Below are 24683 nucleotides of genomic sequence, written 5' to 3' on the forward strand. Positions count from 1 at the left end.
GACGAGGGGCGACCGCGGAAGCGGTCGCCCCTCGTGGTGTCCCGGGGGACGTCAGCTCTTGAAGGCGTCCTTGATGTTCTCGCCGGCCTGCTTGAGCTTCGAGCCGGTCTGGTCGGCCTTGCCCTCGGCCTCGAGCCGCTCGTCGTCGGTGGCCTTGCCGACGCCCTCCTTGGCCTTGCCGCCCAGTTCCTCGGCCTTGTTGTCGATCTTGTCGTCGATGCCCACGGAAACCTCCTGGGGAGCGTTGTCTACGAGTTCTCCCTACCCCCGGACGCGGCACCCAATCCTGCGGGGACGGGGCAGCGGGGCGTCGTTCGCTTCTCTACACTCCGTCGATATTGATCGACGTCGACGAATGGAGACCGCGTGAGACGCTTCCTCAGGGCCGTGATGGCCGCCGCGCTGCTCGGCTCGGCGGCGGTGATCGTCGCGCCGGGTGCCGCCCAGGCCGCGGTGCCACCCTTCGACGCTTGCCGGTATTCGGGCAGCAATCCCACCATCAAGGTCAACAGCCATGCCACGACCGCCTACCACGACGCGCTCGGCGCCGGCATGAACCGGTGGAACGCCACCTCGGCCCCCGGTGTGTTCCAGTTCGCCGACCGGGGCGCGAACATCGAGGCGTGGACGATCTACAGCGCGGAGGACTGGTGGGCCGAGACGGGGGCCCCGTGCAACTCCCAGCGGTACTGGACGTCCACGGTGCAGATGAACTTCAACGACCGCATGATGGCGGGCTTCAGCGTCCGGGAGAAGTGGGTCGTCGCCACCCACGAGCTGGGCCACGCCTACGGGCTCGGCCACGTGGAGATGAGCTGCGCCGGCCGGCCCTCGGTGATGGAACAGGGCACGGACAAGTTCGGATGCCCCGGCACGCCGCCCTGGGCCGACGACGTCGTCGGCGTCGACAACATCTACTAGGAGGCGTCGTGAGAATTTTCCGAGCAGTGACCGTGCCGGCCGCCGTCGCGCTGATCGCCGCCCTGAGCGCTTGTGGCAGCACCGCGGGCCCGGCAGCGAGCGAGCCCGGCGCGAACACCAGGAACGTCGCGCACTTCGACGGCCCGGTCTACCGGACGGTCGACGCCCTCGACGCCGCCGCCGACATCGTGGTGCGGGGCACGGTGACGCGGTTGCGGGCCACCACGACGGAGCAGCGGTTGCAGCACGTCAGCACGCGGGCGAGGGAGCTCCCCCTGGCCCTCTACGAGGTGAGCACCGCCGAGGTGCTCCGCGGCTCGGCCGCACCGACGATCCTGGTCACCAGGATCGACACCGAGCGGCTCGCGACGGATGCGCAGACCCCGTTCGAACCGGGCGGCGAGGTGGTGCTCTTCCTGCGCGACACGACGTACGAGTGGGAGGGCGCCGACGTGTACTCGGTGGTCGGCATGGATCAGGGGTTCTTCGCCGTCGAGGGCGGCAAGCTGCGCGGCGTGCAGAAGTCGGGCACCCCGGCTGCCGGGGGCCGCACGGTGGCCGAGGTCGCCCAGCAGGTGCGGTGACCTCCGGCGGCCCGGGGCGTGACACTCCCCGGGCCGCCGGCCGGCCGCGACCGGTCAGGCCGGGGACACCGCCGGCGAGGGCATCAGCGAGGTCTTCGCCGCGAGGAGCTCGCTGAGCCGGGCCGGGGGCATCGGCCGCGCGAAGTGGTAGCCCTGCGCCGCGACGTAGCCCAGCGACAGCAGCTGCTCGGCCTGATCGGCCGTCTCGACGCCCTCGGCCACCGCGTGCAGGCCGAGCGCCTGGGCCAGGTGGATCACCGCGGCCGAGACCGGCGGGCGGTCGTCGACCTGCGACTGGGTGAAGGAGCGGTCCAGCTTGATCTCGTCGATCGGGCAGTCGTGCAGCAGCGTCAGCGTCGAGTGCCCGGTGCCGAAGTCGTCCAGGGAGACGCGGACGCCCATCCGCCGCAGCCGCAGCAGGTTGATCACCGACGGCCCCGGCTCGAGCGCCATCGTCTCGGTGATCTCCAGGACCACCCGGTCGGCGTCGATGCCGTACTCGGCGAGCAGCGTGCCCACGTGCTCGGCGAAGCCGGGTTCGCGCAGGTCGCGGGCGGAGACGTTGACGTTGAGCACCCGCGGGGCGGCGTCGCCGTGGATGACGTTCCACTCGGCGAGCTGGGCGAAGGCCGTACGCATCACCCAGTGCCCGAGCTGCACGATCAGGCCGGTGCGCTCGGCGACCGGGATGAACGCGTCGGGGGCGAGCGTCCCGCGCAGCGGGTGGGCCCAGCGGACCAGCGCCTCGGCGCCCATGATGTGGCCGTCGTCCAGCGAGACGATGGGCTGGTAGAGCAGGAACAGCTGGCCGTCCTCGATCGCGCCGCGCAGCTCGGAGCCCAGGTCGTTGCCGGTGACCGCCATGGTCGGGTCGTAGTGCAGGCAGGCGGTGCCGGGGATGGTCTTGGCCGCGTACATCGCGATGTCGGCGTGGCGCAGCAGCACCGAGGGCCGGTCGCCGGTGCGCCCGTCCGCGATGCCGATGCTGGCCCGGATGGGCAGCTCGTGGCCGTCGGCGTACACGGGCTGCTTGAGGGCGTTCATCATCCGCTCCGCGGCCAGGTCCGCGGCGGCCGGGTCGGCGTCGTCCAGCACGACGACGAACTCGTCGCCGCCGAGCCGGGCGACGGTGTCCTCGGCGCGGACGCAGCCCTCCAGCCGCTTCGCCACCCCGACCAGCAGCAGGTCGCCGACCTCGTGTCCGAGGGTGTCGTTGACCTCCTTGAAGTCGTCGAGGTCGATGAGCGCCACGGCGACCGGGCGGTCGCCGGGCGCGTTGAGGGCCTTCTCGAGCCGGGTGTGGAACAGCACCCGGTTGGGCAGCTCGGTCAGCCCGTCGTGGGTGGCGCTGTGATCGAGGCGGGCGAGCAGCCGGCTGTTGTCGCGGAACGCGGTCAGCTGGCGCAGCACCACCAGCGCGGTGAGCACCACCGCGGAGGCGACCACGACCGCCGCGTCGGAGCTGCGCGTCGCGGTCACGTAGATCAGCAGCCCGTCGACGGCGGCGACGGCCACGTACGGCAGCACGCTGAACGACCGGCGCCGGGGCTCGACCACGCCGCGGCGGGTGCCGCCGGGGGTGGTGCGCTGGCGGGCGGCGGCCAGGACGGCGAAGTAGTAGACGATCGGCGTGCTCACCATGTCGGGGAAGAGGTGCGCGTCGACCGCCTCGAACGTGCCGCGGAACAGCGGCGCGACCGCACCGACGAACATGGCGACGGCGAGCAGCCGCAGCGCCTCGTTGTCGATGTGGGAATGACTGGACAGTACGAACTTGGCCACCGCGAACACGGCCAGGATGGCGATCATCGTGACGAACAGCGACAGGTAGAAGCCCGCGTCGTCGCCGTTGCTCAGGGCCGTACGGGTGGAGAAGTGCCAGAGGAACACCGCGGCGGCCAGCATCATCGTGCCGGCGTCGAGCACCACCCGGAGCAGCTCGCCGGCCGACCGGCGGCCGAGTGGGAGCCGGAAGAGCGCGTACATGATGATCAGCACCCCGGTGCCGCACATGATCAGCATCACCGGCCCGGTCTGCGCCCCGCGCGGGTGGTCCTCGGAGAGGACGTCCACCGCCTGCGCGGCCACCCCGAACGCGATGAACACCGCGGCCGCCGTCAGGTGCCGCCAGAACCGCCGGGCGGCCGGCAACAGCGTCTCCGTCCGCGCGGTCCGGCGCAGGCCGACCACCAACAGGGCGCCGCCGACGATCGTGGGCAGCCAGAGGAGCAGGCGGGGCCCGACCGGGTGCACCACATTGACGGCGAACCAGAGGGTCGCGACGAGTGCGGACACGCCGGACGCGCGCAGCAGCCGGTCCGATCCGTGCACGGTGACTCCTTCAGCTTCCGATCCGATACCGCTCCATCGGTCGCCGAGGGCCCGGGGTGAGAGATTGCGGCCCGACTCACCGCGGACGCGTCCCGGACAACTCCGGTTCCGCCTTTCGTCACCCGGGGGGACGAGCGTGATCGGCATGAATACCGTGCTGCTGTCGGTGGTCGTGCCGGTGTACCGGGTCGAGGGCTACCTCTATCAGTGCCTCGAGTCGATCCGGGCCGGGCTGACCGCCGCGGAGTCGGCGTCGGTCGAGGTCATCGCGGTCGACGACGCGTCGCCGGACGGCTGCGGGGCGATGCTCGACGGGTACGCCGACCGCCACGGCGACCTGCGGGTGGTGCACCTGAGCCGCAACGTGGGCCTGGGGCTCGCGCGCAACGCCGGGCTCGCCGAGGCCCGCGGTGACTACGTCTGGTTCGTCGACAGCGACGACTGGCTCCCGCCCGGCTCCGTCCGCGCCGTGCTCGACCGCCTGCGCGCCGACCGCCCGGACGTGCTGCTCGTGGACCACCTCCGGGTGCACGAGAACGGCCGCCTCGAGCCCGACGCCAGCAGCGGCGCGCTCAAGGACCCGGGCCTGCCCAGCCTGATCAGGCTCCAGCACACCGCCTGGAACCGGATCGTGCGCTGCGGCCTGCTCGAGGAGCTCGACCTGCGCTTCCTGCCCGGTTGGTACGAGGACGTCCCGTTCAGCAACCCGGTGCTGATCGCCGCCCGGAGCGTCTCCGTGCTCGACCGGGTCTGCTACCACTACCGGATCGGCCGGCTCGGGGCGATCACCGCGACCCGCAGCGAGCGGCACTTCGAGGCCTTCGACCAGTACGACCGGATGCTCGCCTGGGTCGCCGCGCGCGATCCCGAGCCGTGGCTGCGGCACCAGCTGTTCACCTTGATGGTCAACCACCTGCTGGTGGTGGCGGGCAACGACGGCCGCCTGCACCCGGGCCGCCGGCGGGCGTTCTTCAAGCGCCTGGTCGCGCACTACCGCCGCTACCTGCCGGCGGGCTATCCGGGCCACCCGGGGATCAAACACCGCCTGGTCCGGCTGGGCAGCTACGCGCTGTACGCGGCGCTGCGGCAGGCGTACCGGATCGGCAAGCGTGACCCCGAGCTGTCACCTGCGGTTCGCCCGGTCCTCGCCTCGGCGCCACAACCGGCTCAGGCGGCGACCATACGGTGACGCCTCCACAACGTGAGAGGTGTGCCAAGAGTGCTCCGTGCTGCCGTCGATGCTGATCGCGACACCGTGCTCGCCTGGCGCAACCATCCGGACGTGCGCGCGGTCAGCCTGACCACCCACGTCATCACGCCGGAGGAGCACGCCCGGTGGTGGGACGCCGCGATGGGCGACCCCCGGCGGCACCTCCTGATCTTCGACGACAAGGGCGTCGTCATCTTCGACCTGCGGGAGGACCCGCCGAGCTGGAGCTTCTACCTGGACGTCGAGGGGCTCGGCGGCGCGCTGCTGCCGACCTGGATGCGGCTGGAACAGGCCGCGGTCCGGTACGCCTTCGACGACCTCGGCCTGCGGCGGCTCGGCGGCGAGACGCTGGCGGGCAACACCCAGGTGCTGGCCCTGCACCGGCGCTTCGGCTTCCGCGAGACGAAGCGCTACGAACGGGTGATCGACGGCACGCCGCAGACCGTGGTGTGGACCGAGAGAGGGACCGACCAGTGATTGTGAACGACGTGGAGATCGGCGCCGGGCGGCGGCCGTACATCGTGGCCGAGATGTCCGGCAACCACAACGGGTCCCTGGACCGGGCGCTGGCCCTGGTCGACGCGGCCGCGGACGCCGGCGCGCACGCCATCAAGATCCAGACGTACACGGCCGACACCATGACCGTGGACGTGAAGCACCCGCGGTTCCAGATCTCCAAGGGTCACGAGCTCTGGGGCGACGAGTACCTCTACCAGCTGTACGAGCGCGCCCACACGCCCTGGGAGTGGCACGAGGCGATCTTCGAGCGGGCCCGTACGCGCGGCCTGACCCCGTTCTCCAGCCCGTTCGACCGCACCGCGGTGGAGCTGCTCGAGAAGCTCGACGCGCCGATGTACAAGATCGCCTCGTCGGAGATCACCGACCTGCCGCTGATCCGGCTCTGCGCGAGCACCGGCAAGCCGCTGATCATCTCCACCGGCATGGCGAGCGTGCAGGAGATCGCCGCCGCCGTGGACGCCGCCCGCGGCGCCGGCTGCGCGGACCTCGTCGTGCTGTCCTGCACCGCGTCGTACCCGGCCCCGCCGGAGCACACGAACCTGCGGCGCATCCCGGTGCTGGCCGAGGCCTTCCGGGTGCCGATCGGGCTGAGCGACCACACCCTCGGCATCGGGGTCCCGGTGGCGAGCGTCGCGTTCGGCGCCTGCCTCATCGAGAAGCACGTGACGCTGGACCGCGGGGACGGCGGCGTGGACTCGGCCTTCTCGCTCGAGCCGCAGGAGCTCGCCGCGCTCGTCGTGGAGTCGGAGCGGGCCTGGCAGGCGCTCGGCACCACGTCCATCGGCCCCACCGAGGCGGAGCGGGAAGGCCTGCGCTTCCGCCGCTCGCTCTACGTGGTGGCCGACGTCCAGGCGGGCGACGTCCTCACCGAGGAGAACGTCCGCTCCATCCGGCCCACCGGGGGCCTGGCCCCGGACGCCATCGGCATGGTGCTCGGGCGCACCTTCCAGCGGGACGCGGCCAAGGGCACGCCGCTGTCCTGGGACCTGATCTGAGAGGCACGAGTAACGGTGTGGCTGAACGCGAACGGCAAGGAACTCCAGTGGTTCCTGGAGTCGGCGACGGTGTACTGGGAGAAGAACCTCCCGAAGCCCGCTGACGACGCGGTGATCGTGGTGGAGGCATTCCACCAGGACATCCGCGTGAACCTGCGCAACCTGGCGTTCGCGAACGCCATCCGGCGGCTGCACCCGGCGCGGATGGTGGTGCTGACCGGCGTCGAGGACCAGTGGATGAAGACGCTGTGGAGCGGCTTCGACGTGGACGTGGTCCGCAAGGTGTCGGAGGCCTTCGCCGCCTCCGAGGTGATCGACGTCTGGGAGCGGGTCCGCCGCTCGGAGGCGCCGGCCCGCGACGAGGAGACGATCGTCGCCTACACCGACGCGACGTACTGCCGCCTCGCCAAGGTGCCGCGGCTGCCCGAGGACTACCGGTCGCGGCCCGACTACCGGCTGCGGCACGCGTACGCGACCCGGCTCGCCGACTACTACGGGGAGCTGATGCGGCGCAACGTCGTCGCCCTCGTCACCAGCCACGTCGACTACGACCAGTGGGGGCTCGCGGCCGAGGCGGCGCGGCGGGCCCGGGTGCCGATCATCCACACCCAGCAGACCGGCTGCCTGAAGGCGTACGGGCTCTACCCGGAGACCGACACCGGCACCGGCACGTTCCGCGAGGAGCTGACCCGGCAGATCGGCGACGTCTTCGAGACGCAGGTCTGGACCCGGCGCGAGGAGCTGCGGTCCAGCGCCGAGCTGGTGGCGTGGCGGGCCAAGGTCAACCTCGGCCGGCCGAGCTGGTGGCGCGGCGGCGTGACCGCGTCCGTCGACCTCAACAATCCGGCCGAGCGGGCGCGGCTGCGTACCCACGTCGTGGACCGGCTGGGCTTCGATCCGGCCAGGCCGGTCGTCACGGTCTTCAACCACGCGGTGTCCGACGCGCTGGGCACCAACCGGGAGCTGTTCCCCAGCCTCGCCGACTGGTTCGCGGACACGGCGGCGCACGCGGCGGAGAACACCGGCGCCCAGTGGCTCTTCCTCGACCACCCCAGCCAGGCCCTGTACGACTCCACCGGCTTCTTCGACTCGCTCGCGGCGAAGTACAAGCGGGTGAAGCACCTGGCGTTCCGGCCCAGCGCGACGCTCAGCAAGAACGCGCTGTGGAGCCTGACCGACCTGGGCGTCACCGTGCGGGGCAGCGTCAGCAACGAGCTGCCGGCGTACGGGATCCCGGTGATCCAGGCCGGCTGGTCGGAGTGGAGCTCGTGCGGGCTGTCCACGGTCGTCGACGATCAGGACGCGTACTGGAAGACGCTGGAGCAGAGCATCACCGCGATCCGCGACGGCGCCGAGCTGGTCACCGAGGAGCAGGTCCGGCGCGCCCGGCTCTGGCTGTGGCTCTACCGCAGCGGCACCGACGTGGTGACGCCGCTGGTGCCGCAGTGGGAGGTCTGGCCGGCCGACACCCTGCTCAAGACGATGCGCGCCACGTTCCGGCACATCGAGGCCGACGCCGACCCGCTGTTCACCGCGGTCGAGCGGATGTGGACGCGCCGGGAGCCGATGCTGACCCGGACGGACTTCCGCGCATGATCGGCTCCTGGTTCGCCACCGACTACGACGAGCCCCAGCACGTCATCGAGGGCCTGCCGGTCGAGGTGGGCAGCGGCCGGGACCCCGGCCTGTGCATCGTCGACCAGGTGGTGCGCGGCGCCGCCATCCTGGGCCGGGTGACCGGGGACTACGGCGCGGCCGGGCTGAAGGTGAGCAGCCCGGGCGTGCCGACCCGGGTCTCGGTGGTGATCCACCTGGACGAGACCGGCACCCGGTGGTGGTCCGACCGGGTGCGCCCGCCGCGGCTCGCCCCGGAGCTGCCCCGGCTGGTGCTGGTCCGGGCGCAGGGCGAACTGCGCGGCGCCGCCGTCCTCGCGCGGCGGCAGGGCCTGCGCCGCGCCGGGGGAGCGAAGGTCACCGTCGAGTTCGACCTCACCGCGGCCGAGCTCGACGGCGACGGCCTGCTCATGGTCGAGCTGGCCGAACCCCCGCGACCGGACTGGCTGCGGGACCGGGTTGCCGCGCGGTCCGCGCTGGGCGTGCGGATCGACAAGATTTCGGTACGGGCACAGCCTCCCACGACCGCAACCCCGGTGCCGGCCGGTCCGACGGGTTGCGACCTGGCGCTGCTGCCCCCGTCCGGCCCCGAGCGGTTCCGGCTGGAGCTGGCGCCGGTCACCCCGGCACCGCCCCTGCCGCGGTCGCCGTCGACGAAGCTGACCCGCCGCAAGCCCGCCCGGGCCGGCTTCAAGGTGCTCCGCGCCGCCCGCCGCGCCGGCACCCGGGTCATCGCCGAGGTGAACAAGTCGCGGCCCGGCTCGGGAACCGGTGTGCGGGCGGTCGACCTGCTCACCGGCGTACCCGTGGAACTGGAGCTCGTGCGCCGCGAGGCCGCCGCCCTGGAACTGCGCCGCACCGGCCCGGCCGCGGGCCCGGTGCTGATCGGCCTGGACCCGGCCGACCGGGGGTTGTCGTGCCGCGTGGTGCCGGGCCGATGATCCATCGCCCGGCGCTCGGCGCCGACCCGGAACGCAACCGCCGCCTGCTCCAGGAGGCGCTGGACACCTCGCCGCCCGGGAAGCTGGAGCTGCCGCCCGGCACCCACGTCGTCGGCGACGGCCTGCGGGTTCCGGGCGGCTGGACGATCCGCGGCGCGGAGGTGGCCGGCGCGAACGGCGGCCGCCCGGCCACCTGGCTGGAGTCGATCGGCACGACGGGGCATCCGGTGCTGCACATCACCGGCTCCGACGTCGCGGTGAGCGACCTGGGGCTGCGCCCGCCGCCGGCCGACCCGGGCGAGCACGGCGGCGACCGCGGCACGGCCGTCACGATCGGCGACTACCTCTACCGGGAGACGCCGGAGTGGATCGCCCGCGTCGACGTGCGGCGGGTGCACGTGGAGCGGCCGTCCGAGAAGCACGCCAACTGCGTCGCCCTGATGGGGGCGGTCCGCGACATCACCCTGCACGACCTCACCGTCCGGGGCGGCTACACCGGCGTCGCCGTGCACTGGGGAGCGGTCGGTACGGACGTCTCCACCATCAGCGGGCCGACGTACCACCCGCACCGGCTCACCGTCACCGACCTGCGGGTCAGCGACGCGATCGAGGGCTTCTACCTCAGCTCGGTGCACGACGTCCGGGTCGAGGGCGCCTGCCTGCGGGACGTGGAGATGGGCTTCCGGCTGCTACCCGGCGACAACACCGACCGTTTCGTCCCCGAAGGCGTCGTCGGCTCCGGCATCCACGTCTCGGACGTCTGCGTGCGCTGGCGCGGACCCCGGTACGCCATCCGCGCCGCCGGCTGGGGCCGCAGCGAGGTCGACGGCGTGGTGAGCGTGCTGCGCTACCGCGACACCGTGATCCGCGACTGCCGTCTCCGGGGCACCGGCACCGGGGAGTCGTGGTCACCGATCGTCATGGAACGGGCGGAAGGTGTCGAACTGCGCGACAACTCCTTCGAGTCCGATCTTCTCGGCGAAGCCGCAGCGTGCTGCCCCCGGGCGGCCCGCCCCTGAGCACCGGTCACCCGGCGTCGCGGCGCCGCCTCCCCTACAGTGGACGGCCAGCCGGGGGTGGACGCCGCCACGTCCACCCCCGGCCCCTGGGTTAGCGTGATCGGGTGGATCCCGATGTCGACCTCCGCGTCGCCGCCGATCGCACGGAGCTGCGGCCCAGCCCCTGGCCGGTGCTGGGGATGATCTCGGCCGGCGGGATGCTCGGCGCGCTGGCCCGCTACGGCATCGGCGCCGCCTGGCCGCACGCACCGGCCGGCTTCGCCTGGGCGACCTGGACGGTCAACGTCACCGGCTGTTTCCTGATCGGCGTCCTGATGGTCCTGATCCACCGGTTCCGGCCGGAGCAGCGGCTGTTGCGCCCGTTCTGGGGCGTCGGCGTCCTGGGCGGCTACACGACCTTCTCCACCGCGACCGTGGACGTGCTGCGGGCCGCGCCGGCGACGGCCCTCGGCTATCTCGCGGCGACCCTGGCCGGTGCGCTGATCGCGGTCTGGCTCGGCACCGCGCTGACCGAGGCCGTGGTGCGCCGGTGACCGTGCTGCTGGTCGCGCTGGGCGCGGCGATCGGGGCGCCGCTGCGCTACCTGACGGACCGGTTCGTGCAGTCGAGGCACGAGTCGCCGTTCCCGTGGGGCACCTTCGCCGTCAACGTGGTCGGCTCGCTGCTGCTCGGCTTCGTCGTCGGCCTGCCCGTCGCCCCGCCGCTCGCCGCGCTGCTCGGTACGGGCTTCTGCGGCGCCCTCACCACGTATTCGACGTTCGGCTTCGAGACGCTCGGGCTGGCGCGCTCGGGGCAGCGGTTCCTCGCCGTTGCGTACGCCCTCGGCAGCGTCCTGGCCGGCCTCGGAGCCGCCTCGATCGGCTTCCTGATCGCCCACGCCGCGGCCTGAGCCCCGCCGCGTGGGAAAGGCTCAGTCCTTGCGGTCGAGCAGGTCGCTCATTGCCTGCTCGGTGAGCGGCTCGGCGAAGTAGTAGCCCTGTCCCAGCTCGCAGTTGCCGTCGGTGAGCTCGAGCAGCTGCCCGGCGTCCTCGATCCCCTCGGCGATCGTCGACAGGCTGAGCGCCTGCCCGAGCTGGATGATGCCCAGGGTGAGCGCGGCGGCGGCCGGGACGTCGCCGACGTCGTCCACGAAGCTCTTGTCGATCTTGATGATGTCCACCGGGAAGCGGCGCAGGTACGCCAGCGACGAGTAGCCGGTGCCGAAGTCGTCGATGGCGAGCCGCACCCCGAGCTCCTTGATCCGTTCCAGCTGGCGCAGCGTCGACGGCCGGTGGTCCACCAGCAGCGACTCGGTCAGCTCGATGACCAGGTTCGCCGCGGGCAGCCCGCCGCCCTCCAGCGCGGCCGCCACCACCTCGGGCAGGTCCGCCTGGTCGAGCTGGACGGCGGACATGTTGACGCTCACGGTCAGCGGGCGGCGGCCGGCCCGTTGCGCGTTCCAGTCGGCGGCCTGGCGGCAGGCCTCACGCAGCACCCACTCGCCGATCGGCACGATCATCCCGGTCTCCTCCGCGAGCGGGATGAAGTCCAGCGGCGGGATCAGCCCGCGCTCCGGGTGCTGCCAGCGGACCAGCGCCTCCAGGCCGGTGATCTCGCCCGTACGCAGGTGCACGATCGGCTGGTAGCGCAGCTCGAACTCGTGACGTACGACCGCACGCCGCAGGTCCGCCTCCAGCCGCAGCCCGGCCTGGAACGACGCCTGTAGCTCCGGCCGGAACACCTCCACCCGGTCCTTGCCCTGCTTCTTCGCCTGGTACATGGCCAGGTCGGCGCGGACCATGAGCTCCTGGACGGCGTCGACCTCCTCCGGCGCGGCGTACGCGATGCCGACGCTGCCGCTGACGTACGTCTCCTTGCCGGCCAGCACGAACGGCTCGCGCAGCGACTCGAGGATCCGCTTCGCCACCGGTACGGCCTCGTCCGCGTCGTGCGCCAGGGGCAGCAGCACCGCGAACTCGTCCCCGCCCAGCCGCGCCGCGGTGTCGCCCGGGCGCAGGCAGGCCGTGATCCGCTCGGCCACCCCGACCAGCAGCTCGTCGCCGGCCGCGTGCCCGAGCGAGTCGTTGACGACCTTGAAGCGGTCGAGGTCGGCGAAGACCACCGCGACCCCGGCCCGCGCGTCGCGGGCCGCGGCGAAGGCCCGTTCCATCCGGGTCAGGAACAGCGCCCGGCTGGCCAGCCCGGTGAGCGAGTCGTGGAACGCCTGGTTCATCGCCTCGAGGGTCTGCGCGTCGGTCAGGGCGAGGCTGACGTGCTCGGCGAACGCCCGCAGGATGTCCTGGGACGGCTTGTCCCACTCCCGCGGCCCGGCGTACGTGCCCACGGTCAGGCAGCCGACGGCCGCGCCGTTCTCGTGCACCGGCACCGCCATGACGGCCTTGAGCTGCGTACGGATGTCCGGGATGGCGATCGGCGAGTTCTCGTAGTCCGTCACCATGACCAGCTCGTCGCCCAGCACCGCGAGGCCGGCGACGCCCGCCGACGGCAGCGGGATGCGGTGCATCCGGGGCAGGACGTCGGGGGCGAAGCCGATGCTCGAGACCATGCTGCCGACCGACGGGTCGTCCTTCTCCAGCAGGTTCAGCGAGGCCATCTCGACCCCGAGCAGTTCGGCGGCAGCCGAGGTGATGGAGTCGAGGATGTGCTGGAGCGGGGCGCGGCGGGCGATCAGCCGCTGGATCCGGCTGAGGTGTTCGAAGAGCCGCTGCCGTTCCTGGAGGGAGTCGACGAGCCGGCCGTTCTCCCGGGCCTGCCGGCGTTCCGCCTCGATGACGTGCAGCGCTTGCAGGCTCAGTTCGAGCACCCGGGTCATGCCGCGCAGGAGGCAGATCTCCTCGTCCGAGAACGGCTCGTCGCGGCGGCCGAGGACGAGCAGGCCGGGGGTGGGATCGGCGAGCGGGGCGTGGGCGATCGCGTACGGCCGGCCCGCCAGCTCGAGGCTCAGCTGCTGCTCGGCGGCGGCCCGGTGCAGCGCGGCGATCGGCACCTGTTCGGCGCGCAGCCCGGCGCAGGCGACCACGCCCGCGTCGACGACCAGCATGGCGACGTCCGCCCGCAGGGCACGCGCGGCGCACTCCACGGCCGCATGCTGGGCCGCGGGCCCGTCCGGCCGATCAGCCACGGCGGAGAGGAACTCCGTCAGTTGCTGCGTTGCGCGCATGCCCATGACCCCGTCTGTCGGTACGGGCCGTACGGAGCTGAGCCTTTCGCATGACCGTTTTGGTCACGAGCCCTCCGGTAAAGGTCCGGTAACGACGGGCCGGAGGGCCTGCCGGGGGTCGTCCGCGCCCGAACTCACACGTGGAGCCCTACCGAGCTCACACCCTCGGGCACGACCCGGGCAGGATTTCCGGGCATTCGGGCACCACGTTCGTCCGGATTTTTCCGGCGGTGAGATGATATCGGACGGGCCGTGGCCGCGGGTGAACGGGCAGAGACACACCGAATCCGCCTGGCTTGTGATGGGGACCACACGTTTCTCCGGTGTTACAAATGGTCCACACGGCAGGCGCGATAGGAGCGACCGCCCGGGGCGGGGCGGCCGGAGGTGCGGATTGAATGCGGAAGAGCGGCAGCATCAGATCGTCGCCCTGGCGCGGCGTCAGGGCGAGGTCGATGTCGCCAAGCTCTCCGCCGAGCTGAGCGTTTCCGCGGAAACGATCAGGCGTGATCTGCGACTGTTGGAAAAGCACGGACTGCTCCGCCGTACGCACGGCGGCGCGTATCCCGTGGAGACCGCCAAATTCGAGACCGACCTCGCCATACGGACCACCCGCGGGGTTCCGGAGAAGCGGCGCATCGCGGCCGCGGCCGCCGGGCTCATCGGCGACGCGGAGACCATCTTCATCGACGAGGGCTTCACCCCGCAGCTGATCGCGGAGGCGTTGCCCACCGACCGGCCGCTGACCGTCGTGACGGCCTCCCTCCACACGGCGGCGTGGCTGTCCACGAACACGCCGGTCACCGTGCTCCTGCTGGGCGGCCGGGTGCGCGGCCGCACGCTGGCCACGGTCGACCACTGGGCCAGCGGCATGCTGGCCGGCTTCGTCATCGACCTCGCCTTCGTCGGCGCCAACGGCATCTCCCGCGAGGTGGGCCTGACCACCCCGGACCCGGCCGTGGCGGACGTGAAGGCGCAGGCGGTGCGCGCGGCCCGGCGCCGGATCTTCGTCGGCATTCACACCAAATTCGGCGTACGCACGTTCTGCCGTTTCGCCGAGATATCGGATTTCGAGTCCCTGGTCACGGACACCGGGCTGCCGGCGTCCGAGGCGCACCGCTATTCACGGCTCGGCCCCCAGGTCATCCGCGTCTGACGCTAATTCGTCTTCGTTTTCGTTCACGGTCGGCGATTGCCCGGCCCGGTGGTGCATGTCTTCAATACGGAGGATCTGCTGTGCAAAAACCAGGTAAGAAACTCTCCTTTCTCATTGCCGGTGCGACCGTCGGCGCGCTCGTGCTCTCCGGGTGTTCCGGGGCCGGATCGAGCGGCAGCGGCGACTCGGCGGACAACACGATCACCGCGCTGATGGTGGGCAACCCGCAGATGGAGGACATCCAGAAGCTGACCGCGGACAACTTCACCAAGCAGACGGGCATCACGGTCAAGTTCACGATCCTCCCGGAGAACGAACTGCGCGACAAGGTGACGCAGGACGTCGCCAACCAGGGCGGGCAGTACGACGTCGCCACCGTTGGCGCGTACGAGGTGCCGATCTGGGCGAAGAACGGCTGGCTGCACGAGCTGTCGACGCAGGCGAACGCGGACAGCGCGTACGACACCGCCGACCTGATCAAGCCGATGGTCCAGTCGGTCACCGGCGACGACGGCAAGATGTACGCGGCGCCGTTCTACGGCGAGTCCTCGTTCCTCATGTACAACAAGGAGATGTTCGAGGCCAAGGGCCTCACCATGCCGGAGAAGCCGACCTGGGCGCAGGTGGCCGAGTTCGCGCAGAAGCTCGACGACAAGAAGAAGGGTGTGGCCGGCATCTGCCTGCGCGGCCTCCCCGGCTGGGGCGAGCTCTTCGCGCCGCTGACCACCGTGGTGAACACGTACGGCGGCACCTGGTTCGAGAAGGACTGGACCCCCAAGGTCGACTCGCCGGAGTTCAAGGAAGCCACGAACTTCTACGTCAACCTCGTCAAGCAGTACGGCGAGTCGGGCGCACCGCAGGCCGGCTTCACCGAGTGCCTGAACACGTTCGGCCAGGGCAAGGCCGCCATGTGGTACGACGCCACCTCCGCCGCCGGCACGCTCGAAGACCCGAACGCGTCCAAGGTCGCCGGCAAGGTCGGGTACGCGTACGCCCCGGTGAACAAGACCGAGTACTCCGGCTGGCTGTGGACCTGGGCGTTCGCCATGCCCAAGACGACCAAGAAGGCCGACGCCGCCTGGAAGTTCATCTCCTGGGCCACCAGCAAGGACTACGAGCAGCTCGTCGGCAAGAACCTCGGCTGGCCCCGGGTGCCGTCCGGCAAGCGCACCTCGACGTACGCGATCCCGGAGTACAAGGAGTCCGCGAAGGCGTTCGCCGACGTGACCCTCGGCTCGATCGAGCACGCCAACCCGCAGAACCCGGGCGTGCAGCCGCGGCCCGCGCTGGGCGTGCAGTTCGTCGGCATCCCGGAGTTCGCCGACCTCGGCACCAAGGTGTCGCAGGAGGTCAGCGCCGCCATCGCCGGCAGCACCACGGTCGACAAGGCCCTGGCCGACGGCCAGAAGCTCGCCGAAGACGTGGCGAAGAAGTACAAGTAGCGCGCACGCCGGGCGCCGCCACGGCGCGGCGCCCGGCACGCCCACCGGAAGGCCGACCAATGACCGATGTCATCACCCGGACGGATCCGAAGCCGGAGGTCGTGGCGCCCGTCAAGAGCGGTAGCGCGAAGGACCGCTGGGTCCGCCGGGCACCCCTCCTGCCCGCTCTGATCTTCGCCATCATCGTGACCCAGGTGCCGTTCCTGGTCACCATCTATCTCTCCACGCTCAGCTGGAACGCCCTGCGCCCGGGCGACCGTTCGTTCGTCGGCCTCGAGAACTACGTGACCGTGCTGACCGACCGGCGGCTGCGTTCCGCGCTGACCAACACGGTGCTGCTGACGGCCGGGGCGGTCATCTTCTCGATGATCCTGGGCCTGGCGCTCGCGGTCCTGCTGGACCGCAAGTTCTTCGGCCGCTCGGTGGTGCGGACCCTGCTCATCACCCCGTTCCTGGTGATGCCGATCGCGGCGGCCCTGCTCTGGAAGCACGCCATCTACAACCCGGCGTACGGCTTGATCAACGGCATCTTCGGCGGCTCGACGGACTGGATCTCGTCCTACCCGAAGGCGGCGGTCATCACCACGCTGGTGTGGCAGTGGACGCCGTTCATGATGCTGATCCTGCTCGCCGGGCTGCAGTCGCAGAGCGAGGAGGTGCTCGAGGCGGCCCGGGTCGACGGCGCCAACGCGTGGCAGATCTTCACCCGGATGACCTTGCCGCACCTGCGCCAGTACCTCGAACTGGGCGCGCTGCTCGGCTCGATCTACCTGGTCAACACGTTCGACGCGGTGTTCACCATCACGCAGGGCGGCCCCGGCTCGGCGACCACCAACCTGCCGTACGAGATCTACCTGACCACGTTCCGCAAGTTCGAGTACGGCGAGGCCTCGGCCGCCGGCGTCATCGTGGTGATCCTCACGATCATCGTGGCGACCTTCGCCCTGCGCGTCATCTCGAGCCTGTTCCGGATGGAGGAGAGCCGATGACCACGCTCGCCGCGCCGCGGAGGAAGCGCAGGCCGGCGAACTCGGTCTGGGGCGTCGTCGCCTGGGTCGCCGGGATCGTGTTCGTCTTCCCGGTGATCTGGATGGTGCTGACCAGCTTCAAGCAGGAGCAGGACGCGGCCAGCAACCCGCCGTCCTGGGTCTTCAGCCCGACGTTCGACCAGTACGCGCAGGTCTTCGACCGCAACATCACGCCGTTCCTGCTCAACTCGCTGATGGCCAGCGTCTTCTCCACGCTGTTCGTGGTGCTGCTCGCCACGCCGGCCGCGTACGCGCTCTCGCTGCGCCCGGTGGCGAAGTGGACGGACGCCCTGTTCTTCTTCATCTCGACCAAGATGATGCCCGCGGTGGCCGCCCTGCTCCCGGTGTATCTGCTGGTCAAGAACCTGGGCATGCTCGACAACGTGTGGACGATGGTCGTCCTCTACACCTCCATGAACCTGCCGCTGGCGGTCTGGATGATGCGATCGTTCCTGCTGGAGGTGCCCCGCGAGGTGCTCGAGGCGGGCGAGGTGGACGGCGCCGGCCTGATCACCTCGATCCGGAAGATCATCCTGCCGATCGTCTCGCCCGGCCTCGCGGCGACGGCCCTGATCTGCTTCATCTTCGCCTGGAACGAGTTCTTCCTCGCGGTGAACCTGACCGCGACGAACGCCGGTACCGCGCCGATCTTCCTGGTCGGCTTCATCTCCTCGGAGGGCCTGTTCCTCGCCCGGCTGTGCGCCGCGGCGACGCTGGTCTCGCTGCCGGTGCTGATCGCCGGCTGGCTGGCGCAGAACAAGCTGGTCCGCGGCCTGTCGATGGGAGCCGTCAAGTGAAGGCAGCGGTGGTCGTCACCCCCGGGACGATCGAGATTCTCCAGGTGCCGGATCCGGCGCCCGGACCCGGCGACGTCGTCGTGCGACCCGCCGCGGTCGGGATCTGCGGCACCGACCTGCACATCATGGACGGCGAGTTCGCGCCCGCCTTCCCGATCATCCCCGGGCACGAGTTCGCCGGCGAGATCGTCGAGGTCGGCTCCGCGGTCACCGGCTACGCCGTCGGGGACCGGGTCGCCGTCGACCCGTCGCTGTACTGCGGCCACTGCTACCAGTGCAAACGCGCCCGCGGCAACCAGTGCGAGAACTGGAACGCGATCGGGGTGTCCAGGAGCGGCGCGGCGGCCGAGTTCGTCGTCGCGCCGATGGCCAACCTGTTCCGGCTGCCGTCCCACCTGGCGGCCCGGGACGCCGCCCTGATCGAGCCGCTCTCCTGCGCGGTCCGCGGCTTCGACGTGCTGCCGCGGCGGATGGCCGACACCTTCCTGATCTACGGCTCCGGCACGATGGGCCTGATGATGCTGGAGCTGGCCAAGCGGGCGGGGGCGGCGACGGTGTCGATGGTGGACCTCAACCCCGAGCGGCTGGAGACGGCCAAGCGGCTGGGCTGCTCGGCGGCGGTCACGAACGCCGAGGAGCTGGACGCCCCGCACGGCTGGGACGTCGTCATCGACTGCACCGGGGCGGCCGCCGCCATCCGCGACGGGCTGCGGCGGGTCGGGCGGGGCGGCACGTTCCTCCAGTTCGGGGTGTCCGCGTACGACGCCCGGGTGGAGATCGAGCCGTACGAGATCTATCGCCGGGAGCTCACCATCACCGGGTCGATGGCGGTGCTGCACAGCTTCGACCGGGCCGGCGAGCTGATGGCCTCAGGAGTGCTCGACCCGGAGGTCTTCGTCAGCCACCGCTTCCCCCTGGACCGGTACGCCGACGCCCTCGCCCAGTTCCGGGCCGGTGTCGGCAGGAAGACCCTCATCGAGCCGTGAGGCGTGCCATTCTTTTCACCTTCAGTTAGTAATAGGTCACGTGGTGTTGTCGGCACCGGTCCGGATGGGTCTCAATGGATCGGTGCCTTCGCCACCCTCACCGGCGGCGAGACGCTTCGGTGGCGCGTCCGTCGTCTTCCTCGCGCTCGCCGCTGCCGCTCCGCTGACCGTCGTCACCGCCGTCGTCCCGGGTGCGTACGCCGACAGCGGCCTGCTCGCCCTCCCCCTCCTCTTCGTCGCCCCGGGCCTGCTGCTGCTCACCTTCACGGCCGGGCACACCGCGATGATCCGGCGCCTGCCCGGGGCCGGGGCGCTGTATACCTTCGTCGCCCGGGGACTGGGCCGGCCGGCCGGCGTCGGCGTGGCCTGGCTCGCCCTGCTGTCGTACAACGCCCTGCAGATCGGGCTCTACGGCGTCGTCGGCGCGGCGGCGGCGCCCCTGCTCGCGGTGCCGTGGTGGGCCGCCGCCGGGGCGTGCTGGCTGGTGGTGGCGGTCTGCGGGATGCTGGGCCTGCACCGCACGGCGTGGCTGCCGGCGGTGCTCGTGCTCGGCTCGGTCGTGGTGATCGCCGGGTACGCCGCCGCGAACCTGCTCGACCCGGCCGGCGGGCGGATCACGTGGGCGGCGCTGGAGCCCGTACACCTGGCCGACGTCTCGCGGCCGGTGCTCGGGCTGCTGCTCGTGGCCGCCGCGTTCGCCTTCGTGGGGGTGGAGACCACGGCCGCGTACGCCGCGGACGTCCGGGACCCGCGCCGCGCCACCGCCCGCGCCGCCGTCCTCGCGGTCCTGTTCCTGACCGTGCTGTACGCCGTCGCCGGCTGGGCGATGACCGTCGCCGCGGGGCCGGACCGGATCGTCGCCGCGTCGGCCGGCCGCGGCTCCGAGCTGGCCTTCGACCTCGCCGCCGAACGCCTCGCGCCGTGGGCGGTCACGGCGGGCCGGGTGTCCGTCGTCGCCGGCCTGCTCGCCGCCATGCTGTCGCTGCACTTCATCGTCACCCGCTACGTCATGGCGCTCGGCCGCGAGCACGTGCTCTCCGCCGGGCTGGCGCGACCGCGGCCGGCCTCGCTCACCCAGAGCCTCGCCGCGGGCCTGGTGATCGGGGTCTGCGCGGCGTTCGGCCAGGATCCGGTGGTGTCCCTCGGGCGGCGGCTCGCCGTCGGGGGCGGCCTGGGCATCCTGCTGCTCCTGCTGGCGACGTCGCTGGCGGCGCTGCTGTTCCTCAACCGGCATCCGGCGGGGGAGGGGTTCTGGCGGCGGTTCGCGGCGCCCGGGCTGTCGACCGTCGGATTCGGGGCGCTGGCGTACCTGGCGTACCTGAACTTCCCGGATCTGATCGCCGTGGCCGGCGGGATCGTCCTGCTGGGCCTGCTCTACGGCCTGGTCCTGCGGTTCGCCCGGCCGGTGGTCTACGCGGGCATCGGCCTCGGCGGCGCGGCGGTGGTGGTGGCGCCCTCGCCCTCGGCGGTCGTGCTGCCGCAACCCCGCACGCCGGGCGCCCACCGGCCGGAGCGGATCAACCGCCTCGCCGGTTAGGCCGGGGGCCTACGGCCGGTGCGGGGCCGGGTCGTCGCCGAAGAACTCCTGGATCTGGGTGAGGGTCAGGTAGCCCTGCTGCTCGACCTCGTCGGTGTCCGGCGGCAGCGGCCGGCGGGTCACCTCCAGCTCGCCCGGGTGCTCGGGCAGGTCGGGCAGCGGCGGGACCGGCGGGAGGTCGCCGAGGCCGATCGCCTCCCGGATGACCTCGAACATGCCGGTCACCTCGCGCACGGCCAGCGGGAACAGCTCGGCCGGGCGGCGGCCCGCGGCGGCCGGCGCGGCGCAGGTGAAGTTGGCCCGGATCTTGCCGCGTACCTGGCGGATGTCGGCGCTCGGCCGCAGGTGGTCCAGGTGGTTCTCGGCCACGATCCCGAGTTCGCAGCTCGCCACGCCGGAGTCGCGCCACCACTGCCGCCACCCGGGATCCCCGTCCAGCGTGACGACCACGTGCTGCAACGCCAGCATGTACGCCTGCGGGACCCGGCCGTCCACCGTGATCGTGCCCATGTGCGGGTGCAGCCAGCAGGGCTGCCGGCCCCAGGAGTCCATCACCGCATGGTGGCATCCGCATCACACCTTGTGGGTGCATATGGGTGGGCGCGTACGGGTGGTCCCGGCGGTCAGGCGCGGCCGGCGGCCAGGGCGGCGTCGAGCAGGGCCTCCGCCACGACCCGGGCGGTGGTGGCCGCGGCCGGGCTGCGGTCCATGCGCGCGCCGACGGTGGAGCCGTCGTACAGGATGACGAGCCGGTCGGCCAGCCCGGCCGGGTCCGGTGCGCCGGCGTCGCGCGCCAGCTCGGTGAGGAGGCCCCGGGTCCAGGCGCGGCTGGTGTCGCTGACCTCCTGGACGGCGCCGCCGGTGGACTCGGCGCTGGCGTTGTAGAAGGCGCAGCCCCGGAAGTTCGCCGCGGCGGCCTGCTCGGCCAGCACGTCGAAGACGCCGAGGAGCCGGTCGCGCGGGGTGGTGAAGCGTTCGAGGCCCGCCCGGAAACGCTCCTGGCGGCGCCGGTGCCGGCCCTCGAGATAGGCCCGGACCAGGCCTTCCTTGTTGCCGAAGCAGGAGTAGAGGGACGCCTTGGCCACGCCGGCCCGCTCGATGACCCGATCGATGCCGACGGTGTGCACGCCCTCGGCGTAGAACAGCTCGTCGGCGGCGGCGAGCAGCCTGTCCCGCGCGGAGGGCCGGCGCAGGGCAGGGGGTGATGCGGCAGACATGCGTTTGACGATAGCAGACAGGTCTGTCTAGTGTCGGGTGTCGCCAGACAGACCTGTCTGTTCAGTTCGGGAGTGTCATGAACACCTCACTTACCCTCGCGCCCACCGCCGCCGACGAGCGCACGGTGCGCCGCAGACGCCTGTCCCACCCGGCGGCGTTCGCGGCGATCGCGGCGATCCTGGTCGCCTTCACCGCCGCGTCCAGCGCGCCCTCGCCGCTCTACGTCGTCTACCAGCAGCTGTGGTCCTTCTCCGCGGTCACCCTGACGGTCGTGTTCGCCGTGTACGTGGTGGGCCTCATCGGCGCGCTGCTCGTCCTCGGCGCCCTCTCCGACCACGTGGGCCGCCGCCCGGTCCTGGTCGCCGCGATCGGGCTGGAAGCGGTCGCGCTCGTGCTCTTCCTAGCCGCCGGCGACGTCGGTGTCCTCCTGGCCGCCCGCTTCCTCCAGGGCATCGCCACCGGCGCGGCGCTCACCACGCTGGGCGCGACGCTGATCGACCTCAATCCGCCGCACGCGCCCGGCCGGGCCGGCCTGGTCAACAGCATCGTGCCGCCGGCCGGCCTCGCGCTCGGCTCGCTGGGCACCGGTGCGCTCGTGCAGTACGCCCCCGGCCCCACCCACCTCGTGTACGCGCTCCTGCTCGCCGGCATGGTGCTCGCGGCGGTCGTGGTGCTGCTGATGCCCGAGACCTCGCGCCGCCGCCCGGGTGGCGCGCGGTCGCTGGTGCCGCGGCTGGGCGTACCGGCCCGGCTGCGCGCCGACATGCTGGCCCTGGTGCCGATCATCGTGGCGAGCTGGGCGCTGGGCGGCCTCTACCTGTCGCTCGGCCCGTCCGTGGCGGTCGAGGTCTTCGGCCTGTCCAGCCACCTCATCGGCGGCCTGGTGGTGACGCTGCTCTGCGGCACCGGCGCGGTGACCGCCTTCGCGCTGCGGAGCTACCCGACCCCGCGGGTGCTCACCCTGGCGGGCGCCCTGCTCACCGCCGGTACGGCCGTCACCCTGCTCGGGGTCCAGGCCGGATCGGTCCTCCTCGCCGCGGCGGGCACCGTGATCGCCGGCGTCGGGTTCGGCGCCTCGGCCCTGGCCTCGTTCGGCACCCTGGCGGTCCTGGCGGCGCCCGCCGAGCGCGGCGAGCTGTTCGCGGTGGCGCTGACCATCGCGTACGTCGCCTTCAGCCTGCCGGCCGTGGTCGCGGGGCTGGCGGCCACCTCGTACGGGCTGCACGGCACCGCGCTCGCGTACGGGCTCGTCGTGGTCGCCCTCGGCGGCACGGCGCTGGTCGCCCAGCGGAGCCGCCGCGCCTGACCTCCTGCCTGCTCTTTCGTGGTATGTCCCCGGCGTGGACGGCCTCCGATCCGCCGTTCCCGCCGGAGCATAAGGGACGAACCCGACACGAAAGGCTGGGGATGAGAAGACTTCTGGCGGCCGTTGCCACGTTGGCCCTGGTGACCGGCGGTGCCGCCGCGGCCTCCGGCGCACCGGCCGGGCCGCTCCGCGAGAGCGCCACCCACCCGGGCATCGCCTGGGGCAAGTGCGAGAGCGCGGGCCTGCAAGCGCGCAAGGCGGAGTGCGGCTTCCTCAGCGTGCCGCTCGACCACGCCCGCCCCGGCGGCAAGCGGATCAAGCTCGCCGTCTCCCGGATCAGGCACACCGTCGCGGACGCCGACTACCAGGGCGTCATGCTGGTCAACCCCGGCGGCCCCGGCGGATCCGGGCTCACGCTGTCGGTGCTCGGCGACTACGTGCCGCACGGCGCCGGGGCGGCGTACGACTGGATCGGCTTCGACCCGCGCGGCGTCGGCTCCAGCAAGCCGGCCCTGGCCTGCGACGGGGACTACACCGGCTACGACCGGCCGCCGTACGTGCCGACGAGCGCCGCCATCGAGAAGGCGTGGCTGAAGCGGGCGAAGGGTTACGCCGCGGCGTGTGCCCGCCGTGGCGGCGACCTGCTGAACCACCTGCGGACGACCGACTCCGTCCAGGACATGGACAGCCTGCGGGCGGCGCTCGGCGCGGAGCAGATCAACTTCTACGGCTTCTCGTACGGCACCTACCTCGGCCAGGTCTACGCGACCCGTTACCCGGACCGGGTACGCCGCATGGTGCTCGACGGCAACGTCGACCCCCGGCGCGTCTGGTACGACGCCAACCTCGACCAGGACGTGGCGTTCGACCGCAACATGAAGATCTACTTCGGCTGGCTCGCCACCCACCACGACGTCTACCATCTCGGGCGTACCGGCAGGGCGGTGGAGAAGCTCTTCTACCGCGAGCAGCAGCGGCTGATCGCGAAGCCGGCCGCCGGGGTGATCGGCCCGGCCGAGTTCACCGACGTGTTCCTCCAGGCCGGCTACTACGTCTTCGGCTGGGAGGCGGTCGCCTCCGCCTTCTCGGCGTGGGTCAACGACCGCGATCCGGCGCCGCTCAGGGCGCTGTACGACCAGGCCAACCCGCAGGAGGAGGGCTCCGACAACGGGTACGCCATCTACCTCGCCGTCCAGTGCACGGACGCCCGCTGGCCGCAGTCCTGGAGCACGTGGCGCGCGGACAACTGGCGGGTGCACCGCCGGGCGCCGTTCGAGACCTGGGGCAACGCCTGGTTCAACGCGCCGTGCCTGACCTGGGCCGCGAAGCCCGGCAAGCCGGTCGCGGTGACCGGCCGCGGCGTCGCGCCGATCCTGTTGATCAGCGAGACGCTGGACGCGGCGACGCCGTTCACCGGCAGCCTCGAGGTGCGCAAGCGGTTCCCCCGGGCGGCCCTGATCGAGGGCGTCGGCGGCACCACCCACGCCGGCTCGCTGTTCGGCAACGCCTGCGTGGACGACGCCGTCGCGGACTACCTCGCCACCGGCAAGCTGCCCAAGCGGGTGAAGGCGAACACGTCCGACAAGCGCTGCGCGCCCCTGCCGCAGCCGGACCCCTCGGCCGCGGCGGCCAAGCGCGCCGCGGACGGCCGGGGCGAGCTGCAGAAGCTGATCGCCGCGCACTGAGCGTAAGGTCACAGGCCTGCCCGGTCCGTCGTCGCCGCCGGACCGGGTAGGCTCCCTCTCGCGAAGGGGAGTAGCTCCCAACGTCGTGGTCGACATACTGATCCGCCGAATCTGCCGGTCCGTCCGGTCGCCGGCGGCTCCGGCCACACGGCCTCGGTCCGCCGGGGCGAGCGAGACCTTCGACTTGGCCAGATCCCCTGGCCGGGTCGAGGCCGCCCCCGCGTCTGAGTCCCG

23 protein-coding genes are annotated in these 24683 nt (G+C 72.0%); 18 read left to right on the forward strand and 5 right to left on the reverse strand.

Features of this window, described 5'->3' with window-relative positions; genetic code table 11:
* Positions 1-51: 51 nt before the first annotated feature.
* Positions 52-225, reverse strand: coding sequence for a CsbD family protein (locus tag CLV70_RS15755; protein WP_106127219.1), 174 nt, complete (start codon positions 223-225; stop codon positions 52-54).
* Between the two features lie 141 nt (positions 226-366).
* Here CLV70_RS15755 and CLV70_RS15760 point away from each other — a divergent pair, with 141 nt between their 5' ends.
* A complete protein-coding gene (locus CLV70_RS15760) occupies positions 367-921 on the forward strand; it encodes a M10 family metallopeptidase domain-containing protein (protein ID WP_146164073.1) in 555 nt (184 codons plus the stop codon).
* An 8-nt stretch (positions 922-929) separates the two neighbouring features.
* On the forward strand, positions 930-1505 hold the full coding sequence (locus CLV70_RS15765; protein WP_146164074.1) for a hypothetical protein: 576 nt from the start codon (positions 930-932) through the stop codon (positions 1503-1505).
* Between the two features lie 54 nt (positions 1506-1559).
* On the opposite strand, the gene CLV70_RS15770 is transcribed toward CLV70_RS15765, so the two are convergent.
* Positions 1560-3836, reverse strand: coding sequence for a putative bifunctional diguanylate cyclase/phosphodiesterase (locus CLV70_RS15770; RefSeq protein ID WP_245908247.1), 2277 nt, complete (start codon positions 3834-3836; stop codon positions 1560-1562).
* 145 nt (positions 3837-3981) lie between these two features.
* Between CLV70_RS15770 and CLV70_RS15775 the strand changes: the two genes are divergently transcribed.
* The 8 genes from CLV70_RS15775 to crcB all read left to right on the forward strand — a co-directional run bounded on the left by CLV70_RS15775 (position 3982) and on the right by crcB (position 11023).
* Positions 3982-5025 carry a glycosyltransferase family 2 protein gene (locus tag CLV70_RS15775; protein WP_106127305.1) on the forward strand — a complete coding sequence of 348 codons (1044 nt, stop codon included), beginning with the start codon at positions 3982-3984 and terminating at the stop codon, positions 5023-5025.
* A gap of 21 nt (positions 5026-5046) precedes the next feature.
* Positions 5047-5523, forward strand: a complete 477-nt coding sequence (locus CLV70_RS15780; protein WP_425440159.1) for a GNAT family N-acetyltransferase — start codon at positions 5047-5049, stop codon at positions 5521-5523.
* Positions 5520-6560 carry a pseudaminic acid synthase gene (gene pseI, locus CLV70_RS15785; RefSeq protein WP_106127224.1) on the forward strand — a complete coding sequence of 347 codons (1041 nt, stop codon included), beginning with the start codon at positions 5520-5522 and terminating at the stop codon, positions 6558-6560. The genes CLV70_RS15780 and pseI overlap by 4 nt, the downstream gene beginning before the upstream one ends.
* A 15-nt stretch (positions 6561-6575) precedes the next feature.
* Positions 6576-8156: a hypothetical protein gene (locus CLV70_RS15790; protein ID WP_106127225.1), complete on the forward strand. Its 1581-nt coding sequence runs from the start codon at positions 6576-6578 to the stop codon at positions 8154-8156.
* The gene (locus CLV70_RS15795; RefSeq protein WP_106127226.1) at positions 8153-9115 is read left to right on the forward strand and encodes a hypothetical protein; all 963 of its coding nucleotides are present in this window, start codon (positions 8153-8155) and stop codon (positions 9113-9115) included. Before CLV70_RS15790 ends, CLV70_RS15795 begins: the two co-directional genes overlap by 4 nt.
* A complete protein-coding gene (locus CLV70_RS15800; RefSeq protein ID WP_106127306.1) occupies positions 9112-10134 on the forward strand; it encodes a right-handed parallel beta-helix repeat-containing protein in 1023 nt (340 codons plus the stop codon). Before CLV70_RS15795 ends, CLV70_RS15800 begins: the two co-directional genes overlap by 4 nt.
* A gap of 104 nt (positions 10135-10238) precedes the next feature.
* Positions 10239-10667: a fluoride efflux transporter FluC gene (locus CLV70_RS15805; protein ID WP_245908248.1), complete on the forward strand. Its 429-nt coding sequence runs from the start codon at positions 10239-10241 to the stop codon at positions 10665-10667.
* The gene (gene crcB / locus CLV70_RS15810) at positions 10664-11023 is read left to right on the forward strand and encodes a fluoride efflux transporter CrcB (protein WP_106127227.1); all 360 of its coding nucleotides are present in this window, start codon (positions 10664-10666) and stop codon (positions 11021-11023) included. The genes CLV70_RS15805 and crcB overlap by 4 nt, the downstream gene beginning before the upstream one ends.
* A gap of 21 nt (positions 11024-11044) precedes the next feature.
* On the opposite strand, the gene CLV70_RS15815 is transcribed toward crcB, so the two are convergent.
* Positions 11045-13294 (reverse strand): putative bifunctional diguanylate cyclase/phosphodiesterase, encoded by a 2250-nt coding sequence (locus CLV70_RS15815; RefSeq protein ID WP_245908249.1) that lies wholly within the window; start codon positions 13292-13294, stop codon positions 11045-11047.
* Positions 13295-13688: 394 nt separating this feature from the next.
* Here CLV70_RS15815 and CLV70_RS15820 point away from each other — a divergent pair, with 394 nt between their 5' ends.
* The 6 genes from CLV70_RS15820 to CLV70_RS15845 all read left to right on the forward strand — a co-directional run bounded on the left by CLV70_RS15820 (position 13689) and on the right by CLV70_RS15845 (position 20240).
* On the forward strand, positions 13689-14450 hold the full coding sequence (locus tag CLV70_RS15820; RefSeq protein WP_106127229.1) for a DeoR/GlpR family DNA-binding transcription regulator: 762 nt from the start codon (positions 13689-13691) through the stop codon (positions 14448-14450).
* 80 nt (positions 14451-14530) lie between these two features.
* Positions 14531-15892: an ABC transporter substrate-binding protein gene (locus CLV70_RS15825; RefSeq protein WP_106127230.1), complete on the forward strand. Its 1362-nt coding sequence runs from the start codon at positions 14531-14533 to the stop codon at positions 15890-15892.
* A 59-nt stretch (positions 15893-15951) separates the two neighbouring features.
* The gene (locus CLV70_RS15830; RefSeq protein ID WP_106127231.1) at positions 15952-16881 is read left to right on the forward strand and encodes a carbohydrate ABC transporter permease; all 930 of its coding nucleotides are present in this window, start codon (positions 15952-15954) and stop codon (positions 16879-16881) included.
* The gene (locus CLV70_RS15835; RefSeq protein WP_106127232.1) at positions 16878-17717 is read left to right on the forward strand and encodes a carbohydrate ABC transporter permease; all 840 of its coding nucleotides are present in this window, start codon (positions 16878-16880) and stop codon (positions 17715-17717) included. Before CLV70_RS15830 ends, CLV70_RS15835 begins: the two co-directional genes overlap by 4 nt.
* The gene (locus CLV70_RS15840; RefSeq protein ID WP_106127233.1) at positions 17714-18703 is read left to right on the forward strand and encodes a zinc-dependent alcohol dehydrogenase family protein; all 990 of its coding nucleotides are present in this window, start codon (positions 17714-17716) and stop codon (positions 18701-18703) included. Before CLV70_RS15835 ends, CLV70_RS15840 begins: the two co-directional genes overlap by 4 nt.
* An 82-nt stretch (positions 18704-18785) precedes the next feature.
* Positions 18786-20240: an APC family permease gene (locus CLV70_RS15845; protein ID WP_106127234.1), complete on the forward strand. Its 1455-nt coding sequence runs from the start codon at positions 18786-18788 to the stop codon at positions 20238-20240.
* Between the two features lie 9 nt (positions 20241-20249).
* On the opposite strand, the gene CLV70_RS15850 is transcribed toward CLV70_RS15845, so the two are convergent.
* Complete coding sequence (locus tag CLV70_RS15850; protein ID WP_245908250.1) at positions 20250-20792, reverse strand: hypothetical protein; 543 nt, start codon at positions 20790-20792, stop codon at positions 20250-20252.
* A 71-nt stretch (positions 20793-20863) separates the two neighbouring features.
* A complete protein-coding gene (locus CLV70_RS15855; RefSeq protein WP_106127236.1) occupies positions 20864-21457 on the reverse strand; it encodes a TetR/AcrR family transcriptional regulator in 594 nt (197 codons plus the stop codon).
* Between the two features lie 77 nt (positions 21458-21534).
* Between CLV70_RS15855 and CLV70_RS15860 the strand changes: the two genes are divergently transcribed.
* A complete protein-coding gene (locus CLV70_RS15860; RefSeq protein ID WP_106127237.1) occupies positions 21535-22764 on the forward strand; it encodes an MFS transporter in 1230 nt (409 codons plus the stop codon).
* Between the two features lie 101 nt (positions 22765-22865).
* On the forward strand, positions 22866-24449 hold the full coding sequence (locus CLV70_RS15865) for an alpha/beta hydrolase (RefSeq protein WP_106127238.1): 1584 nt from the start codon (positions 22866-22868) through the stop codon (positions 24447-24449).
* Positions 24450-24683 lie beyond the last annotated feature (234 nt).

This window comes from Pseudosporangium ferrugineum, from assembly GCF_003002065.1.
In the GTDB taxonomy this organism is placed as follows: Bacteria; Actinomycetota; Actinomycetes; order Mycobacteriales; family Micromonosporaceae; genus Actinoplanes; species Actinoplanes ferrugineus_A.

What these genes read in the sequence shown, in the direction of transcription:
- CLV70_RS15850 (WP_245908250.1), bottom strand. Translation starts at nt 20,792, where the DNA reads ATGGACTCCTGGGGCCGGCAGCCCTGCTGGCTGCACCCGCACATGGGC.
- CLV70_RS15865 (WP_106127238.1), top strand. Translation starts at nt 22,866, where the DNA reads ATGAGAAGACTTCTGGCGGCCGTTGCCACGTTGGCCCTGGTGACCGGC.
- CLV70_RS15795 (WP_106127226.1), top strand. Translation starts at nt 8,153, where the DNA reads ATGATCGGCTCCTGGTTCGCCACCGACTACGACGAGCCCCAGCACGTC.
- CLV70_RS15775 (WP_106127305.1), top strand. Translation starts at nt 3,982, where the DNA reads ATGAATACCGTGCTGCTGTCGGTGGTCGTGCCGGTGTACCGGGTCGAG.
- CLV70_RS15855 (WP_106127236.1), bottom strand. Translation starts at nt 21,457, where the DNA reads ATGTCTGCCGCATCACCCCCTGCCCTGCGCCGGCCCTCCGCGCGGGAC.
- CLV70_RS15800 (WP_106127306.1), top strand. Translation starts at nt 9,112, where the DNA reads ATGATCCATCGCCCGGCGCTCGGCGCCGACCCGGAACGCAACCGCCGC.
- CLV70_RS15830 (WP_106127231.1), top strand. Translation starts at nt 15,952, where the DNA reads ATGACCGATGTCATCACCCGGACGGATCCGAAGCCGGAGGTCGTGGCG.
- CLV70_RS15860 (WP_106127237.1), top strand. Translation starts at nt 21,535, where the DNA reads ATGAACACCTCACTTACCCTCGCGCCCACCGCCGCCGACGAGCGCACG.
- CLV70_RS15815 (WP_245908249.1), bottom strand. Translation starts at nt 13,294, where the DNA reads ATGCGCGCAACGCAGCAACTGACGGAGTTCCTCTCCGCCGTGGCTGAT.
- CLV70_RS15835 (WP_106127232.1), top strand. Translation starts at nt 16,878, where the DNA reads ATGACCACGCTCGCCGCGCCGCGGAGGAAGCGCAGGCCGGCGAACTCG.